Origin of the sequence: Sinorhizobium sp. RAC02, assembly GCF_001713395.1 — a bacterium.
Classification (GTDB): Bacteria; Pseudomonadota; Alphaproteobacteria; order Rhizobiales; family Rhizobiaceae; genus Shinella.
Genome location: NZ_CP016452.1, coordinates 533,291 through 549,534, shown reverse-complemented (window position 1 = coordinate 549,534; position 16,244 = coordinate 533,291). Strand labels below are relative to the sequence as shown.

Below are 16,244 nucleotides of genomic sequence, written 5' to 3'. Positions count from 1 at the left end.
ATTTTCTTCACTGTTGACGACATTCGATCATATCAATACGATCTACAGAAAAGTTTGCTCATCATAGTGCGAATTGCCGACGATGGCTGACAGGATTTTCTAGAGGAGGAGGCCAGCATGGCTTCGGGCATTCGGGCGGAAGACATTCCCGCCTTCGACGCATTTCTCGGTCTTTCGAGGGAAATCGGCAGTGACGTTCTGAAGACGCAAGGTGCTGGCGGCAACACCTCGTTCAAGCGCGATGGCATGATGTGGGTAAAGGCGTCCGGCACCTGGCTTGCCCATGCCGGTGAGCGCGACATCATGGTGCCCGTAACCGTGGCGCCATTGGTGGCGGCGCTCCGGGCCGGCGACCCAAGCGCCGAAAAGGCAACCGACTTCATTGTTTCGGCACTGAATGCCTCCGGTCTGCGTCCGTCGATCGAGACCAGTTTTCACGCCGCCCTGCCACAGGCGGTCGTTGCCCACTATCACTGCGTCAACGCGATTGCGCTCTCGGTGCTCGAAAACCGCGAAGCCGTCATTGCCGGACATATGGCGAAACTTCCCGACCTGACCTGGGCGACCATCCCATACCGTCGTCCGGGTACGCCACTCGCCTACGAGATCGACCGCGTTGCCGATAATCGACCGGACGTGCTGATCCTCTACAACCACGGCATCATCGTAGCGGGCGAGACCGTGGAGGAGGTGCGTGAGCGCATCGCCCGCGTTACCGCCGCCCTGTCCGTCGACGAGCGCGCGGCCGCGCAGGCCGATCTGGTTGCGCTGCAAGCTCTGGCGGACGGTTCGGACTTCCACGTGGCCGAGGATGCCGGCAGCCACAAAACGGCGCTCAGCCAGGCCAACGTGACGGTGGCGACGCGCGGTTCACTCTATCCGGATCATGTCATCTTCCTTGGCACCGAGATCGGTGTGCTCGACGACGGAGAGACGGCAAATGCCTATGGGGAGGCCCGCCGCTCGCGCGATCTTCCAGTCCCGAAGATATTGCTTGCACCCGGCCGCGGCGTGCTGCTGGCCAACGAACTGACTGCGGGCGGCCGTGTTATGGCGCGCTGCCTCGCAGAGGTTGTCTCCCGCATTCCAGATGGCGCATCGGTGGCTTATCTCAGCCCCGATCAGGAGCATGAACTGACCCACTGGGAGGCTGAACAATACCGTCAGGCGCTCGACCGCAAGGCAAGCAAACAGGCATGAGCACCGACAGAAAGCCCGCCGTCGCACTTGGCATCGACCTTGGCACTTCCGGCGTGCGCGCCGCCTTGCTGTCCGACGACGGCAACCTGATCGATATCGCTGCCTGCCCATTCCCGAACGCCGCAGCCGCACGATTGCCATCGACCTGGTGGAGCGGCGTCAAGTCTTGCCTTGCCGAACTCGCCTCGCGCAACGCCTTCGCGTCACTCGAAGGCGTCGCCGTTGACGGCACGTCCGGAACGGTCGTCGCGATCGATGCCCGCGGAATGCCTGTGGGCGAGGCAATGTTGTACAACGATCCCTGCCCCGATCGCACCATTGTCGAGCGCATCGACACCGAGGCGCCCCCGGACAGTCCGGCGCGAGGGGCGACCTCCGCGCTCGCTCGCGCGATCCACCTGTCCCGCCGACCTGGCGTGCAGGCAATCGTGCACCAGGCCGACTGGATCGTGATGAATCTCGGTCTCGCCAGCGCGACGAGTGACGAGAACAATGCACTCAAGACCGGCTACGATCTTGCTGCCGAACGTTGGCCCGACTGGCTGGAAGCGTGCGGAATGGACATTGCCCTGCTGCCTGCGGTCAAACGGGCCGGCTCACCCTTGTCGACGATCACAGCAGGGGGGCTCGCCCTCGGCCTGCCACCGGAATGCCGCTATTTCGCGGGGACGACGGACGGCTGCGCCTCCTTCCTGGCTACGGGCGCTTCCACAGTCGGCGACGGCGTCACCGCGCTCGGCTCCACGCTGGTTGTAAAACTTGCATGCGCGCGGCCGATAAATGCGGCCAACTTTGGAATTTACTCGCACCGCATCCTCGATTTCTGGCTTGCCGGCGGCGCGTCGAACGCGGGCGGTGCGGTCATCCGGAAATTCTTCGATGATGACCAACTGAAATCCATGACACCGCAACTGCAGCCGGACGTTTCGACCGGCTTCACCTACTACCCGCTGGCAACAGCAGGCGAGCGTTTTCCTGTCAACGACCCCACCTACCCGCCCCGGCTGAGCCCGCGCCCGGCCGATGACGTCACCTTCTTCCAGGCAATTCTCGAGGGAATAACCACCATCGAAAAATCGGGCTATGACCGGCTGGCAGAACTGGGTGGTCCAAAACTGTTGTCTGTGCGCACGGTCGGCGGCGGCGCGGCCAATCCGGCCTGGACGCGAATGCGGGAAAATACGCTCGCGGTTCCCTTTCTTTCGGCGCGCTCGGCCGAAGCATCCGTCGGTACCGCTTCCCTTGTTCTTGCCGGAAAGGATCGCTGGCCTTGAGGACTGCACAGCACATCACTCTTGCCGCCTTGGCGGCGCGCTACGACGCCTTCTTCATTGACCAGTTCGGCGTGCTGCGCGACGACGAAGGCGCATATCCCGGCGCCAATGCGGCACTGCATCATCTGAAGGCACTCGGAAAAACCGTTGTCATCCTTTCAAACTCCGGCCGCAGCGGCGAATACAACGCCGAGCGCTTGATCAAACTCGGCTTTGACCGGGCAGGTTTCGACCATTTCCTGACCTCCGGCGACGTCGCCTATAGCATTCTCGCCCATGAGACCGGTGGGAACGCCGGTGTCACGCGATGCCTGACGATTTCGAGCGGGGGCGATCGCAACCTTGCCGAACGGCTCGGCTTTGAAATCACAGAGGATGCAACGCGCGCCGATATCGTTATCATATCGGGAAGTGAAGCGGAGAGGGTTCCGCTTTCAGCTTATCGGCATCATTTGAGGAACGCTGCGGAACGCAGGGTGTCCTGCTATTGCACCAATCCCGACCGGCACAAACTTGTGAAGGGCGGCGGCACGGCGCCAGGCGCTGGCAGCATCGCGCTCGTATACGAAGAGCTCGGTGGTCCGGTCCGGTGGTTCGGAAAACCCTATCCCGCGATATACCAACAGGCCCAATGCTTTGTCCCCAACATTGCCGCTGATCGCATTCTCTGCATCGGCGACAGCATCGAACACGATATTGCAGGCGCCGCTGGCGCGGGCCTCGCCTCCTGCCTTGTTCGCACTGGTATCCTTGCCACCAAATCTGAAAGCGATCTCGCTTTGATCTGCGATACGCATGGAGCGCGTCCCGATTTTCTGATGCCAGGCTTCAGGGTTTGAAGAATCACCAACCCGCATTTTATCGGAATAGGCGACCTTGATGTTGATAGGAATCGAATCACGAACCCATCGCCAGACAACTAACCACCGGGAGCGGGCCGGCCGCATTATCCTGTATATGCCGCGGGGGAGCCGCCTCCTGCCGAAACCAACAGCCACTACTCCAAACGGAGCTTCACCCGGGCTCCGTTCTTTTTCGATGAGGCGACGCATGCTTCGACGAATGCGACGCCCATCACACCATCGTCGAAGGTCGGGTGGATGACATCGTCTCCGACCGTGACGCCCTTCCTCTTCGCGTTGATGGCACGGGCCGCTTCCGCGTAGATCGTTACGAATTCTTGGAGATAACCTTCCGGATGGCCGGAGGGGATGCGGTTGACACGGAACGCGGCCAGTCCACTCCCCGCACCGGCCCGGGTCAGCTGGCGTTTCGGCTCGTTGAACGGTATGAACCAGAGATAGTTCGGATCCGCCTGCACCCATTCGATATCCCCTTGTCGCCGTAGACACGGATCCTAAGACCATTTTCATGACCCGGTGGAATTTGGCTGCACCAGAGCATCCCCTTTGCACCGCCTTCGAAGCGCAGCAGGACACGGGCATTGCCATCCAATTGCCGGCCTTCGACAAAGGAAACGAGATCGGCTGCAATGCTTTCCAACGTCAGGCTGGTAACGAAGGTGACAAGATTATAGGCGTGTGAGCCGATATCGTCGGCCGAGCCCCCCACTCCCGACCGGGACGGATCGGTCCGCCATACGGCCTGCTTGGCGCCGGTCAGCTCGACGGGCTCGGTCAGCGATCCCTTCGGATACCCTACGATCGGCGAGCATTATTGAGGGCCTCTAAAGCGGAGCATTGCTCAGGATTGATTGCTGGCCCATTAGACGTCTTCACCCTTCCTTCGAAGCCAGATAGCGCACGGCGATCTCATGCAGCCGATCCTTACCAAACATCACTCCGTGACCGCCGTGGACGATGTCAACGTCAAGCTCCGACAGGCGCGTCATGGTGACTTTGTAGGCTTCGATGCTGCATCCAGGCAAATCATCCACGAGGCCACCCTCGTATATGGCGTCCCCGCTGAAGAATTCTCCCGTCCTCTGGTCGAGCAGGCCTATGGAGCCGGGAGAGTGGCCTGGCAGATGCAGGACCGTGTAGCAGGCATCACCGATATCGATGAAGTCGTTCTCCGCGAGGATCGTGGTGAGCGGTGCGGTTGAAATCGTGTATGCTTCCGGCGTCAGGCCGGTGGGCGGCACCCCGGTCAGGGCGTCCGGCTGGGTGCGAAAATAGTCGGCGAGCGTATCCGCATCCGGCATGAGCGCGAAGGCCTCGGCTTCGGCTTTGTGGCCCAGGCGGATCTCGAATTCGTGGAACGAGCCGACATGATCGACGTGAACGTGGGTCGCCACCGCCAGCACGGGTTTGCCCGAGGGTATATCCAATGCGCACCCGAGATCGGCGAGACCCATGCCGAAATCGATAACTAGGTCGGCATCCTTGCCGACGACGTGGAACATGTTGGCACGGAAAAAGGAATGGACATGCGGCTCGCAAATCCGGGTCAGCCGGTCCGAGATCGCTTCCTTCGAAAACCAGTTCTCGTTGTTCAAGATGACCTCCTTCAATGCAAGAGCTTGCCGAGGAAGCGCTTCGTGCGTTCGTGCGTCGGCGCGGAAAACAGGATGTCGGGCTTGTTGCGCTCGATGATCTGACCGCCATCCATGAAGACCACTTCGCTGGCAACCTCGCGCGCAAAATTCATCTCATGGGTGACGCACACCATCGTCATGCCGTCGGCGGCAAGCGAGATCATCGTGTCTAGGACCTCCTTGACCATTTCGGGATCAAGCGCCGAGGTCGGCTCGTCGAACAGCATGATGCTCGGGTTCATGCAAAGCGCGCGCGCGATGGCGACGCGCTGCTGCTGGCCGCCGGAAAGCTGGCCCGGATACTTGTCGGCCTTTTCCGGAATGTGCACACGTTCGAGGTATTTCATGGCGATCTCGGTCGCCTGCTTCTTCGACAGCTTGCGCACCCAGCGCTGGGCGACCGTGCAGTTTTCCAGAACAGTCAGGTGCGGGAACAGGTTGAAGTGCTGGAAGACCATGCCCACGTCGCTCCGCACGCGATCGATGCGCTTCAGCTGGTTGGTGAGTTCGACGCCGTTGACGGCAATCGTGCCTTCCTGATGCACTTCCAGACGGTTCATGCAGCGGATCAGCGTCGATTTTCCCGAGCCCGACGGGCCGCAGATGACGATGCGTTCCCCCTTGTTCACCGTGAGATCGATGCCCTTAAGGACCTGGAAGGCGCCGTACCATTTGTTGACGCCGGCAGCCTGAATTGCGGTTTGCGTGTTCATATCCAACCCGTGGGTTTGCGGCGATCAGCGATAGCCGCGCGAAAGCACATGTTCGATGCGGTTCTGGGCGAGCGTCAGCAGCGAAACGATGACGAGGTAGTAGACAAGGGCCGCGCCATACCATTCGAGGAACCGGAAGCTGGTTGCGATGGCGAACTGCGAGACGGTCATCAGCTCCTTCAGCGAGATCACGGTCGCAAGCGATGTGGTCTTCAACAGCGAGATGAACTCGTTCATCAGCGCGGGAACCGCGATCCTGAGCGCCTGCGGCATGGTGATGACCAGAAAGATCTGCCAGCGATGCATGCCGAGCGCCGCCGCACCCTCCTGCTGCCCGCGGCCGACTGCGGCGAAGGCGCTTCGGAGGATCTCCGCCAGATAGGCGATCTGGATTAGCGACAGCGCCAGGAACGCCGCGACGAAGGGCGTGAACCAGCCGGCACGAAAGATTTCGGAGATCTGCGGCAAACCGTTCCACACGAACAGCAGCACGAGCAGTGCAGGCGCTCCGCGGAACAGCCAGACATAGAGCGTCACCAGCCACCGGACGGAGCGACGCGGCGAGCCGGCCAAGGAACCAAGCCCCATGCCGAGCGCGAGAGACACGGCCATGACACAGAGCGAGAGGCCGATCGTCAGGAGTGCCCCCTTGAAAAGGGGGACACTGAAGATCGCCTGCAGGAAGAGATCGAGCTGGAACAACGGAGACCGCCTATCGTCAGTTTACGTCGTGGGAAACGTCGGTCGAGGTTTCCGGCAGGTTCCACTTCTTGAGGAACTCCTTCATCTCGCCACTCGCCTGCAGGGTCTCGATCGCGTCCTCTAGCATCTGACGGTCGCCATCGCTTTTGCGCAGATAGATGCCGTAGTTCTCGCTTTCCTCGTAGGTGTAGGGAATGGCCAGTCGGCCCGGCACCTGAAGCATGCGATAGGCAGCTGTCGTATCCTGCGTGATCGTCGCAGTCGCGCGACCGACCAGGATCTGCTCGATGACGCCGGATGCGGACGGATAGGTCTGCGCCTGGATCGGCGCCTTTCCGGCGGCTTCGAGTTCGGCGTTCAGATCGGCAACCGTCTTTTCATAGGTCGTGCCGGCTTCGATCGCCATGATCTTGCCGCTGACATCGGCCGGGACTTTCGTTTCCGTGTCGCTCGCCGCGGTGACCATGACGACATGCGAGCCGAAATACGGGATGCCGTCGTATCTTTCGAGACGAGCCGGCGTGATCATGATGCCGCTCGCGACAAGGTCGCAGCGCTTGGAATCGAGCGACGGCAGCAGGCCCTTGAAGTCGCCGACGACATACTCCGCCTTTGCGCCCCATCCTTTGGCGATCGCGTCCATGACATCGATCTCGAAGCCGACAAGGTCCTTGTCGCCCGGATTTTCATAATATTCCATCGGCGGGAATTCACCGCTGGTGCAGACCTTCAAGACGCCGCCCGATACGAAATCGGGCTTCTGGTCGGCCGAAAGAGCCGTGCCCGCGCCGAGCATTGCGGCAAGCACGGTGCCTGCCAGAAGAGACGGTTTCATTCCCAGTGTTGCTTTCGTCATAGTCGTGTTCCCTTGTTTTGGCTTCTTGCATTGACGCTTTGTGAAGTCGTATACGAAGGTAAATTGGAGACAAGCTAAATGTTTTCGCTGCATTTAAGCAGAAAAACTAAACTTTCTACCTAGCCCACGGCATTGAGAATCTGGCCGTATGTCTCGGTATCGAATGCGGGGAGAATGAGCGGCTCGACATGTCCGTCCCGGCGCGCCGTGAGCACGTATTGCATCATCGCTTCATTGCTTGGCATCTCGAAAACCTGCATGAAATCATAGGTTCCAAGCAGGGCGTAAAAGGCGATCGACCGCCCGCCGAGTGCTGCCACACGATCCTCGCTGACCTTTCGGCGCTTCGCGCTATCGGTCAGTTCGACGAGCCCCTTCTGCGTGAGGCGCATCAGGGAAACATATTTCTGGACTTCACTCATTTCGTGGGTTTTCCAAGCTTTTCCAGACCTTCCAGCACCGCTTCGGTATCCGTCAGCGCACCAAAAATGCCGTTCTCGACGGTGACCATGTGCAGGGCGGCCTCGTGGGCATATTGGTCGCCGCTGGCGCAGGCGTCGGAGATCGTCAGGCACTGGAAATTGCGGTCGCAGGCTTCGCGCAGCGTCGTGTGAACGCAGACGTCGGTGGTGCAGCCGGTAAACAGCAGATGCGTGATGCCCTGCGCACGCAGGACATGTTCGAAATCGGTGTAGGTGAAGGCGCTGTTGCAGGTCTTGTCGACAATGATGTCCTGCGGGCGCACGTCGAGTTCGGGAACGATCTGGAAGCCGGGGCTGGACCGCAACAGCGCAGTCGTACCCTCGAGGCCCGACCGCTGCCGGCGCCATTTTTCGTAAGGGGTCATGTCCGCGAGGTCTTCGCGATACCCCTGCCGCGTGTGAATGATCTGGATGCCCGCGTCGCGGCAGGCGGCAATGAGCTGATTCACTGCGGGAAGGATCGCGCGAAGCGGTGCGGGGTCATACCCCTGCCGGGCGAAATAGCCCGTGGTGGAGAGGAAATCCTCTTGCAAGTCGACGACGATAAGCGCCGTCTTGCGCGCATCGAGATTGCCGTCATAGGGATAGTTGAATGGTTTCGCCGAGATCATGAACAAACTCCTCTTTGTCGCTGGATAGCACCCTTAACAATTTGAAAAAATCAATTTAAAATCACCAATATCGTTCTATAAAGCTAAACGATTACTGAGTATCCAGATGAGCCGTCTTCCGCCCTACCTGCAATATCTTCCGGCATTCGAAGCGACCGCGCGTCTCGGCGGCGTGCGGCATGCGGCGGAGGAATTGAACCTCAGCCCAAGCGCGATTTCGTTGCAACTCAAGAAGCTGAGCGATGCGACAGGCATTGTCCTGTTCCAGAAGTCGGGCCGAAATGTCGCCCTTACCCAAGCGGGCAGGAATTTCTCGCAGACCGTCGCCCTATCCCTCGGACAACTCGATACGGCGACGCGGGCGTCGCGGAAATTAACCTCCGGCGACCAGCCCGCATCGCTGTCGGTTTCCGTGCCGACTGCGCTCGGGATCGCCTGGCTGACCGCAACGATCGTCGATTTCGCGCAATCGCACGGCCTTTCCAACCTCACCATCAATGAGGCGATTACCGCCGCGGAGGTGGATTGGGACGACAACGACCTGGCAATCGTCTACGACAATCCGCCCTTCAGCGGAAAATACTGGCGGTCGCTCAGCGAAGTCCGGCTCTGTGCCGTGTGCTCGCCGACGCTCTTCCCGCGGCTCGACCTGCGCAATCGCGACAGAAAGCTGAGCTCGGTCACGCTGCTGCATGAAGACGACGGCGGAGAATGGGCAAAATGGTCCATTGCCGCTCGCATCGGCCTTGAAGGCAATACCCGAGTCCGGGTGAATTCGGTGGCCCAGGCGATCGCCTCCGCCGTTCAGGGCCGCGGCGTGGCGCTGGTCTCGGATGTGCTGACGAGAAACTATCTGAGCGAAGGGCGGCTCATCCAACCGTTTTCAACCACGATCAATGCGGCGCGGGAATATTACATCGTCTGCCCGGTCGATCGCGCAAACGACCCCGTTCTGCGCTCCCTGGCCGATCGGGTGATCGAGCAGCTGCGCCCGGGACGCGACCAGAATGCCTGATCCATTGAACGTCAATTGAGGGAAGAGATCGATGGCGCTACCACCCCTTCATGCTTTTCGAGTCTTCGAAAGTGTCGCGCGGCTTGGCAATGTCAGTGCGGCGGCGGCGGAACTGCATGTGACGCCAGGGGCCATCAGCCAGCAGATTCGCACGCTTCAGGTGACGCTCGGCGTCGACCTCTTTCAAAAACGCGGCCGGCAACTGGCTTTGACTCCAAGCGGAAGCCAGCTCCAGCGCTCGGTGGCAAGCGCCATGGAAGCGATTCACACCGGCGTGCGCCAACTCTCGGCGCACAAACATGGCACTGCAATGCAGGCCCTGACCATTTCCATCCCGCAGGTGCACGGCGTCGCTTGGCTTGCCACCCGGCTCTTCACCTTCATGGCGGAAAGTCCGAATTTCCAGTTGAAGGTACTCACCTCCAGCCATTTCCACGGTGTCGACTGGCGCAAGACGGATGTAGCTATCGTCTATGGCGTGCCACCGTGGCCAGGCTTCTGGTGGCGCCTGCTGCACGGCATCCATATGACGCCGGTCTGCAGTCCGCAGCTCCTGCGGGGGCCGAACGCCATCCGCCACCCCTCCGACCTCGCCTATCACCGGCTGCTTCACGAGGATGACGGCTCGCAGTGGCGCCGCTGGCAGGCCGAAGCCGGCATTCCCTATGCGGGTGAGTCCGACGTGCACTTCGACGACTTCGGCATCGTGCTCCAAGCCGCCCGGGATGGCTTTGGTGTGGCCCTCAGCGATGAAGTCGTTTCCGCGCGCGATCTAGACGAAGGTCGGCTGGTGCAGCCGTTGCGCCTAAGTGTGCCCGCAGTCCACAATTACTATTGCATCTGCCCCGATGCGAAACGCGAAACCGCTTCGGTCAGCTCCTTCATCAACTGGCTCATAGAACAAGCGGCATCTCCGGTAGGACCACACGCTGAGCCACACAATAGTGGCTGAGCTCTTGAAAGGATATAAACCGCGGTCCTGCACCTTGGATATACTAAGGCATTGAAAGTGCTATGACTCGATGTACGGCTACGCATAAGGGCGCCCTTTCAGGGCGCCCTGGCCTCGGTCCGATTGATGATCTTTACTTCGCGGCGGTCTCCAGCGTGCCCGCTGCGGGCGCCGCCTTCCTCGCGTTCCATTTCTTGAACAGGAAGAAGTAGAGCTTGATGTACTGTCCGATCAGGATGGCGTTGATGATCGTGCCCTCGCGGATGAACTTGATCTCGGCCAGGAAGGCCAGACCGACCAGGGCGGAGGTGACCAGCAGCGTGCAGTCGAAGCCAGTCTTGATGTTGCCCCACTTCCAGCCGGTGCGCTTGAAGATCGTGTTGACAAACATGTCGATCGGCATCAGCACGAGGTTGGCGCGGATCATCAGGAAGAGACCGAAGGCAAGCGCCGCATCGGCGAAGACCAGCAAGGCGACCCGTAGCGAATATTCCTCCAGCACGATGAACTCGGTGAGCTTGAGGTTGAAATCCAGGAACACCGCCAGCACGAAGGCCGGGATCAGCGACGCGAAGTTCTTGAATTTGAAGTCCTTCGGCAGCACCAGATAGGTCAGGAACAGCATGATCAGTTCGAGGATGAAATTGTACGTCCCCTGGCTGAGCGGCGTGTAGACCAGCGTCATGGTGCGCGTCAGGCTGCTCTGCGGCGAAATACCGACGCCCGCACGGATCGCCAGGCTGACGCCGAAGGTCAGGATGTAGATTCCCAGTACATAGATGATCCAGCGCCGGGTAAGGCTGCCGGTATCGACGATTTCGGCTTCCGCCGCAGTGTGTGCCATGGTTTCCTCCCGAGGTGTTGCACGGGGCCTCCCGTTATCCCGGCCTTCCGCGCTAAATTTTCGTTTCCGCGGATGTCGGGGAACTCCACCTTCCCGTCAATCCGCGACTTTCGTGCCCGGCAGGCACCGAAGCGCCTGCCGGGTGTTCTCGTCAGCGCATCAATCGGAACCGGTGCAGCGAGATGAACAGGCTAAGCAGCTTGTTGACGACCGGCTCGCCCTCATTGCGATTGCCCAAGTCTTCCAGGGCGGCATCGATGGCGCTGGCGGCAGTCATCAGCTCGGAGACGGTCATGTTCGCCATGACGCCATAGATATCGAGCGGCATCACCGCCTTCTCCGTCCTGTTCTCCGTGACGATGCAGGCGCCGGCATAGGTGTCCACCTGCTTGACGCAATGGCACATTTCCGCGCTGTCTTCCCCAACCACGACGAAGTAAGGTTTCGGCGCCGGCCAGAAGGTCGCGACCGCGCCCCGATCGATCGAGACACCCTTGAACAGGCCGTTCACCACATGGCGCGTGCCATCGGCGTAGCGCTGGATAACCGAGAGGCGGCTGTACTTGACGCCATCCCATTCCGGCACGACCTTGCCGTCCTTCAGCGGCACCCAGACCTCCTGGTAGAACTTCGCGTGGCCGCGACCGTAGACGTCGAAGAGATAGACCTTGGCCTTGCTGCCATCCTCGGAGATTTCCAGCGGCACGATGTCGAGCTGCTTGGCCGTGAGGTCGGCAAGGCCGGGAACGCCCTTCTTGCACATGCCGGAATAGTCGATCTCGGCATTCTTCAGTAGCTTGCGGTCCTTCGCGACCAGCTCGCCATCCTTGAAGACATAGAGCGGATTGATCTTCGACAGGCTGTCGGTCAGCACGATATCGGCGAAGCGGCCGGGCGTCAGCGAGCCGATCTTGTCTTCCATGTGGAAGGAGCGCGCCGTGTTATACGTCGCCATCTTGATGGCATGGATCGGGTTGATGCCCATCTCGGCGCACAGCGAGATGATCCAGTCCATGTGGCCCATGGTCAGCAGGCGCTCGACGGAGATGTTGTCCGTGCAGAGCATGAAGTTGTCGGTCGGCCATTTGCGATCCACGATGGCGCGCAGCAGCACCTTGATCACTTCCGCACTGCCGACACCGAACTTGATATGCGTCGGGAAGCCGTAGCGGATGCTCTTCTCGATGTCCTTCTCGTTCCAGACGTCGTGGTTGTTGGAGCAGCCGATGGCCGGCAGGTAGTTGAGGATCATGTCGGACAGCGCGGTGACGCCCCAATGGCCGTTCATGAAGCCGCCCTTGGCGCGCAGCCAGGCCGCCTTCCGGAAATCGTCGTCATTGCCGGAGGAATAGGTGAAGTGTTCGAACTCACCGAGACCGATCACCGGCTCCATCTTCAGCACCGCTTCGGTGACGGACGCCGCCGTCTTCTTGCCGGGCGCGAAGGCGTAGAGACGATAGGGCAGCCTCTCGTATTCCTTGAACAGGCTTTCCGCTGCCTGCACGCCCTCCTCTCCCGCCGCGCTCAAAAGATCGAGGCATTCGGAATAGATCGTCGTCGTGCCGCAAGGCACCATCGCTTCGGCGAGCGCCGTGGGGTGGGCAAGCTGGGATTCGAAGTGGATATGGGCGTCGATCAGGCCAGGAATGGCATAAAGGCCCTTGCCGTCGAAAACCTCCTTCACCTTCAGCACGCTCTCGTCCGGATTGAGCGCAATGATGCGTTTGTCGTAGACGAGGATCGAACCCTGATACACGGTCTCGCCGTGAACATCGAGGATGTTTAGGTTCTTCAAGAGAAGATCGGCTTCGCCCTCGCCGTTCAGGATGGCGAAGATCGCGCGCACCTTGTCGTAGTGAGCGGCTTCCACTGTATTCACGGCATTCCTCCACGTCAGTCTCGCTGGCTTTCTGCCCCGCGTTTTCCGAGGTCATAAGACGGGATTGCACCGCTTCCGAAAAGCGGTATTTTCTGCGCATAGTGTACGCTTTTCGAGAGCGCCTGAGGGGGGTAAATGTTGCATTCACGCGTATTGCGCTACATCGACGAGGTCGCGCGCTCGGGCTCGATCCGCGCTGCCGGCGAGCGGCTGCACGTGGCGCCGTCGGCCATCAACAAGCATGTGTTGCAACTGGAGGAGGCGATCGGCGAGCCGCTGTTCGAGCGTCTGCCGCGCGGCCTGCGCCTGACACCGGCCGGTGAGATCCTCGTCACCCATGTCCGCCGCACGATCAAGGAATACAGCCAGGTCGAGGCTGATATTCGCGATATCAAGACCTTGCAGAGCGGTGAGGTGATCATCGCCACCATGAACGGCCTTGCCGGCGGCATCGTGCCGAAGGCGGCGGCGAGTTTCTGCGCCCGACACCCACGGCTGAAGATTTCCATCCGGGTTATGTTCGTGCGCGACATCGTGCAGGCGGTGCTCGACGGCGAGGCCGACCTTGGCCTTGCCTTCAACCTGCCGGCAACACCCCAACTCGAAACGCTGTGGAAAATGGACACGCGCCTTGGCGCCGTCGTCTCGCCCGAGCATCCGCTCGCGGGCATGGACACGCTGCCGCTGTCGTTCTGCGAACCCTACCCGCTGATCTTCGCGGAAAAATCTATGCTGATCCACAGCATCGTCGCCGATGCGTTCGTCGAGGCGGGCCTTTCGGTGGAACCCGCCTTCCTTACGAACTCCATCGAGGCGATGAAATGCCTTGCCGCCGCTGGCGACGGCATTGCCTTCCTAAGCAAGTTCGATGTCGCTGAGGAGCAGCGCAACGGTGTGCTGACCTACGTGCCGATACGCGATCGCACCTTCGGTAAAAATACCCTCTCCCTTGTTCAACGCGAAAAAAGAAGCCGAGGTCTCGCCGCTACGATGTTCGCCGAGGAGCTTGTCCGTACGGTCCGAGCCGTCGTTGAATAGAAAAACGGCGGACTGTTATGTACGTCGGCCTGTCATGTGATTGAACAGTGAAGTTTGACCACTTTCTGCGCGGAAAGATGACTCCGCTCTGGGGAGATTAACATGCCGATCAATTCGTTGTTTCACCGGTGTGGCTGGTGGTACCTAACGACCAGATCGACGACCGCCACCTTGTTCCCAGGAGTAAGGGTGGCAAGATCAAAATGCCTTTGCAACGGATATGCCACAGCCACATACATGCAGCCTTCACGGACACCCAGTTGGCAAAGAAGTTCTCCACGATCTCAGCTATTCTCGAGGTCCCCGCAATTCAGAAGATCGTCAGTTGGGTAAAAACAAAACCACCTGGCTTCGGTGATGAAGCAGAGGAGCATGGACGACGTCACTGAGAATTGGCTACGAGACTATGCGCGTTAGGCTTGATTTGAGATCGCCAGCAATTTGTCCGCCCGATTGAATGCGTTGACCCTCTCTCCTAGTAAAGCATCGATGCGGCATACTTCGCCTTGAACGGAAGCGAACCTGCGGCCTCGGACAAGTACGACTGGTTATCGTGCAATTTCAATTACTTCCTGTAATTTGACCATCTCGAAGCGGAAACGTCAACCGGCCCTGCGCGGCCCGGCGTACCCGTTGAGATAGCGACGCATGCAATAGAGCAGCGTTCCATCCTCCTCGTTCTCGCGGACATTGATCGCGCGCCCGAAGAGAACCCGATGGGTTGCCTCGTCAACTTCATTGGTCAACTCGCATTCGAAGCTGACCGAGGCGTTCACCAGGATTGGAACACCCGTTAAGTCTTCTCTCCATTCGCCAAGCGTGAATCGATCCTCCGTCGGTGTCTTTCCGCCAAAGACATTCGAAATGTCCTCCTGGCCCGGCATCAGCGTGTTGACGCAGAAATGGCGCGTGTTCTCAAAGGCATGAAAACACGAGCTCACACGGTTGATGCAGACGAGAAGCGTTGCCGGCGTGTCGCTGACGCTGCAGACGGCCGAAGCGGTGAAGCCATAACGCTCGCCGCCGTATCTGGTGGTGACGACGTTTACCGCAGAGCCGAGACGCGACATGCAGTTGCGAAACGTGGCCTTCTCCACGATGTCAAAGCCGTGCCTCACCATGTTCATGTCGGCCTCCTCTGCTCAGCCAGCATTAGGCCAATAGTTCTTTTCGGACGATTTCCGCGCCTGCGGCCAAAGCATTCAGCTTGCCTCTTGCCACCCGGCTAGACAGGGGTGCCATCCCGCAGTTTGTGCAGGGGCAAAGCTTGTCGGCGTCGACAAACTGCAGTGCCTTTCGCAGGGTAGCGGCCACCTCCTCCGGGGTTTCAATGGTATTGCTTGCCACGTCGATGGCCCCGACCATCACCTTCTTGCCGCGAACAAGCTCGATGAGATCCATCGGAACATGCGAGTTATGGCATTCCAGAGAAATCATGCCGATGCTGGATTTCTGCAGTTTGGGGAACGATTCCTCATATTGCCGCCACTCGGCCCCCAGGGTCTTTTTCCAATCCGTATTGGCCTTGATACCGTAGCCGTAGCAGATATGGACAGCGGTCTCGCATTTGAGGCCCTCGATCGCTTTCTCCAGCGTTGCGACGCCCCAGTCATTCACGTCATCAAAGAAGACGTTGAAAGCGGGCTCATCGAACTGGATGATATCTACGCCGGCAGCTTCCAGCTCTCTCGCCTCTTCATTGAGGATCTTAGCGAATTCCCAGGCCAGTTTTTCGCGGCTCTTGTAGTGGCTGTCAAAGAGCGTATCGATCATTGTCATGGGGCCCGGCAGTGCCCACTTGATGGGCTGCTTGGTCTGCCGACGTAGGAATTTGGCGTCTTCGACAAAAACCGGCTTCTGTCGAGACACAGCGCCGACGACGGTGGGGACGCTCGCATCGTAACGATCCCGGATTCTGACGGTCTCGCGTTTTTCAAAATCGACCCCGTCGAGGTGTTCGATGAACGTCGTGACGAAATGCTGGCGCGTTTGCTCGCCATCGCTGACGATATCGATGCCCGCCTGCCGCTGATCATCCAACGACAAACGCAAAGCATCCTGCTTTCCCTCGATCAGTGCCTCGTCCTGCAGCTTCCACGGCGACCAAAGCTTTTCAGGCTCTGCAAGCCACGAGGGTTTGGGCAGGCTGCCGGCGGTTGACGTGGGCAACAGTGTTTTCAT

At 59.8% G+C, this 16,244-nt stretch carries 16 protein-coding genes and 1 pseudogene; 6 read left to right on the top strand and 11 right to left on the bottom strand.

Annotated elements, in window-relative coordinates:
- The first annotated feature begins 117 nt into the window (after nt 1–117).
- The 3 genes from BSY16_RS23735 to BSY16_RS23725 are packed head-to-tail and all read left to right on the top strand — an operon-like array spanning nt 118 to nt 3,313.
- On the top strand, nt 118–1,200 hold the full coding sequence (locus BSY16_RS23735) for a class II aldolase/adducin family protein (protein ID WP_069062292.1): 1,083 nt from the start codon (nt 118–120) through the stop codon (nt 1,198–1,200).
- A complete protein-coding gene (locus tag BSY16_RS23730) occupies nt 1,197–2,474 on the top strand; it encodes an FGGY-family carbohydrate kinase (RefSeq protein WP_069062291.1) in 1,278 nt (425 codons plus the stop codon). The genes BSY16_RS23735 and BSY16_RS23730 overlap by 4 nt, the downstream gene beginning before the upstream one ends.
- Before the next feature lie 29 nt (nt 2,475–2,503).
- The gene (locus BSY16_RS23725; RefSeq protein ID WP_286157332.1) at nt 2,504–3,313 is read left to right on the top strand and encodes a TIGR01459 family HAD-type hydrolase; all 810 of its coding nucleotides are present in this window, start codon (nt 2,504–2,506) and stop codon (nt 3,311–3,313) included.
- A 158-nt stretch (nt 3,314–3,471) separates the two neighbouring features.
- Here BSY16_RS23725 and BSY16_RS23720 read toward each other — a convergent pair.
- The 7 genes and pseudogenes from BSY16_RS23720 to BSY16_RS23690 all read right to left on the bottom strand — a co-directional run.
- Nucleotides 3,472–4,130: pseudogene (locus BSY16_RS23720) on the bottom strand (Gfo/Idh/MocA family protein); the annotation flags it as partial.
- Between the two features lie 79 nt (nt 4,131–4,209).
- Nucleotides 4,210–4,932, bottom strand: coding sequence for an MBL fold metallo-hydrolase (locus BSY16_RS23715; protein WP_069063673.1), 723 nt, complete (start codon nt 4,930–4,932; stop codon nt 4,210–4,212).
- Nucleotides 4,933–4,943: 11 nt separating this feature from the next.
- Nucleotides 4,944–5,684, bottom strand: a complete 741-nt coding sequence (locus BSY16_RS23710; RefSeq protein ID WP_150130124.1) for an amino acid ABC transporter ATP-binding protein — start codon at nt 5,682–5,684, stop codon at nt 4,944–4,946.
- A gap of 24 nt (nt 5,685–5,708) precedes the next feature.
- Nucleotides 5,709–6,386, bottom strand: coding sequence for an amino acid ABC transporter permease (locus tag BSY16_RS23705; RefSeq protein ID WP_069062288.1), 678 nt, complete (start codon nt 6,384–6,386; stop codon nt 5,709–5,711).
- Between the two features lie 16 nt (nt 6,387–6,402).
- Nucleotides 6,403–7,221, bottom strand: coding sequence for a transporter substrate-binding domain-containing protein (locus BSY16_RS23700; protein ID WP_083243093.1), 819 nt, complete (start codon nt 7,219–7,221; stop codon nt 6,403–6,405).
- A 140-nt stretch (nt 7,222–7,361) separates the two neighbouring features.
- Nucleotides 7,362–7,664, bottom strand: a complete 303-nt coding sequence (locus BSY16_RS23695) for a GYD domain-containing protein (RefSeq protein WP_069062287.1) — start codon at nt 7,662–7,664, stop codon at nt 7,362–7,364.
- Nucleotides 7,661–8,335, bottom strand: coding sequence for a cysteine hydrolase family protein (locus BSY16_RS23690; protein ID WP_069062286.1), 675 nt, complete (start codon nt 8,333–8,335; stop codon nt 7,661–7,663). The genes BSY16_RS23695 and BSY16_RS23690 overlap by 4 nt, the downstream gene beginning before the upstream one ends.
- Nucleotides 8,336–8,441: 106 nt before the next feature.
- On the opposite strand from BSY16_RS23690, the gene BSY16_RS23685 reads away from it, so the two are divergent.
- Both BSY16_RS23685 and BSY16_RS23680 read left to right on the top strand, forming a co-directional pair.
- Nucleotides 8,442–9,350, top strand: a complete 909-nt coding sequence (locus BSY16_RS23685) for a LysR substrate-binding domain-containing protein (protein ID WP_069062285.1) — start codon at nt 8,442–8,444, stop codon at nt 9,348–9,350.
- A 31-nt stretch (nt 9,351–9,381) separates the two neighbouring features.
- Nucleotides 9,382–10,302: a LysR substrate-binding domain-containing protein gene (locus BSY16_RS23680; protein WP_069062284.1), complete on the top strand. Its 921-nt coding sequence runs from the start codon at nt 9,382–9,384 to the stop codon at nt 10,300–10,302.
- Nucleotides 10,303–10,435: 133 nt separating this feature from the next.
- Here the strand turns inward: BSY16_RS23680 and BSY16_RS23675 are convergent, their stop codons facing one another.
- Together BSY16_RS23675 and BSY16_RS23670 are read right to left on the bottom strand one after the other, a co-directional pair.
- A complete protein-coding gene (locus BSY16_RS23675) occupies nt 10,436–11,146 on the bottom strand; it encodes a YczE/YyaS/YitT family protein (protein ID WP_069062283.1) in 711 nt (236 codons plus the stop codon).
- A gap of 151 nt (nt 11,147–11,297) precedes the next feature.
- Nucleotides 11,298–13,025, bottom strand: coding sequence for an amidohydrolase family protein (locus BSY16_RS23670; RefSeq protein ID WP_150130123.1), 1,728 nt, complete (start codon nt 13,023–13,025; stop codon nt 11,298–11,300).
- A 135-nt stretch (nt 13,026–13,160) separates the two neighbouring features.
- Between BSY16_RS23670 and BSY16_RS23665 the strand changes: the two genes are divergently transcribed.
- A complete protein-coding gene (locus BSY16_RS23665; RefSeq protein WP_069062281.1) occupies nt 13,161–14,063 on the top strand; it encodes a LysR family transcriptional regulator in 903 nt (300 codons plus the stop codon).
- A gap of 602 nt (nt 14,064–14,665) precedes the next feature.
- On the opposite strand, the gene BSY16_RS23655 is transcribed toward BSY16_RS23665, so the two are convergent.
- Nucleotides 14,666–15,190, bottom strand: a complete 525-nt coding sequence (locus BSY16_RS23655) for a flavin reductase (RefSeq protein ID WP_069062279.1) — start codon at nt 15,188–15,190, stop codon at nt 14,666–14,668.
- A gap of 25 nt (nt 15,191–15,215) precedes the next feature.
- On the bottom strand, nt 15,216–16,244 hold the full coding sequence (locus BSY16_RS23650; protein ID WP_069062278.1) for a methionine synthase: 1,029 nt from the start codon (nt 16,242–16,244) through the stop codon (nt 15,216–15,218).

What these genes read in the sequence shown, in the direction of transcription:
- BSY16_RS23650 (WP_069062278.1), bottom strand. Translation starts at nt 16,244, where the DNA reads ATGAAAACACTGTTGCCCACGTCAACCGCCGGCAGCCTGCCCAAACCC.
- BSY16_RS23655 (WP_069062279.1), bottom strand. Translation starts at nt 15,190, where the DNA reads ATGAACATGGTGAGGCACGGCTTTGACATCGTGGAGAAGGCCACGTTT.
- BSY16_RS23665 (WP_069062281.1), top strand. Translation starts at nt 13,161, where the DNA reads ATGTTGCATTCACGCGTATTGCGCTACATCGACGAGGTCGCGCGCTCG.
- BSY16_RS23695 (WP_069062287.1), bottom strand. Translation starts at nt 7,664, where the DNA reads ATGAGTGAAGTCCAGAAATATGTTTCCCTGATGCGCCTCACGCAGAAG.
- BSY16_RS23685 (WP_069062285.1), top strand. Translation starts at nt 8,442, where the DNA reads ATGAGCCGTCTTCCGCCCTACCTGCAATATCTTCCGGCATTCGAAGCG.
- BSY16_RS23700 (WP_083243093.1), bottom strand. Translation starts at nt 7,221, where the DNA reads ATGAAACCGTCTCTTCTGGCAGGCACCGTGCTTGCCGCAATGCTCGGC.
- BSY16_RS23730 (WP_069062291.1), top strand. Translation starts at nt 1,197, where the DNA reads ATGAGCACCGACAGAAAGCCCGCCGTCGCACTTGGCATCGACCTTGGC.
- BSY16_RS23690 (WP_069062286.1), bottom strand. Translation starts at nt 8,335, where the DNA reads ATGATCTCGGCGAAACCATTCAACTATCCCTATGACGGCAATCTCGAT.
- BSY16_RS23680 (WP_069062284.1), top strand. Translation starts at nt 9,382, where the DNA reads ATGGCGCTACCACCCCTTCATGCTTTTCGAGTCTTCGAAAGTGTCGCG.
- BSY16_RS23675 (WP_069062283.1), bottom strand. Translation starts at nt 11,146, where the DNA reads ATGGCACACACTGCGGCGGAAGCCGAAATCGTCGATACCGGCAGCCTT.
- BSY16_RS23710 (WP_150130124.1), bottom strand. Translation starts at nt 5,684, where the DNA reads ATGAACACGCAAACCGCAATTCAGGCTGCCGGCGTCAACAAATGGTAC.
- BSY16_RS23735 (WP_069062292.1), top strand. Translation starts at nt 118, where the DNA reads ATGGCTTCGGGCATTCGGGCGGAAGACATTCCCGCCTTCGACGCATTT.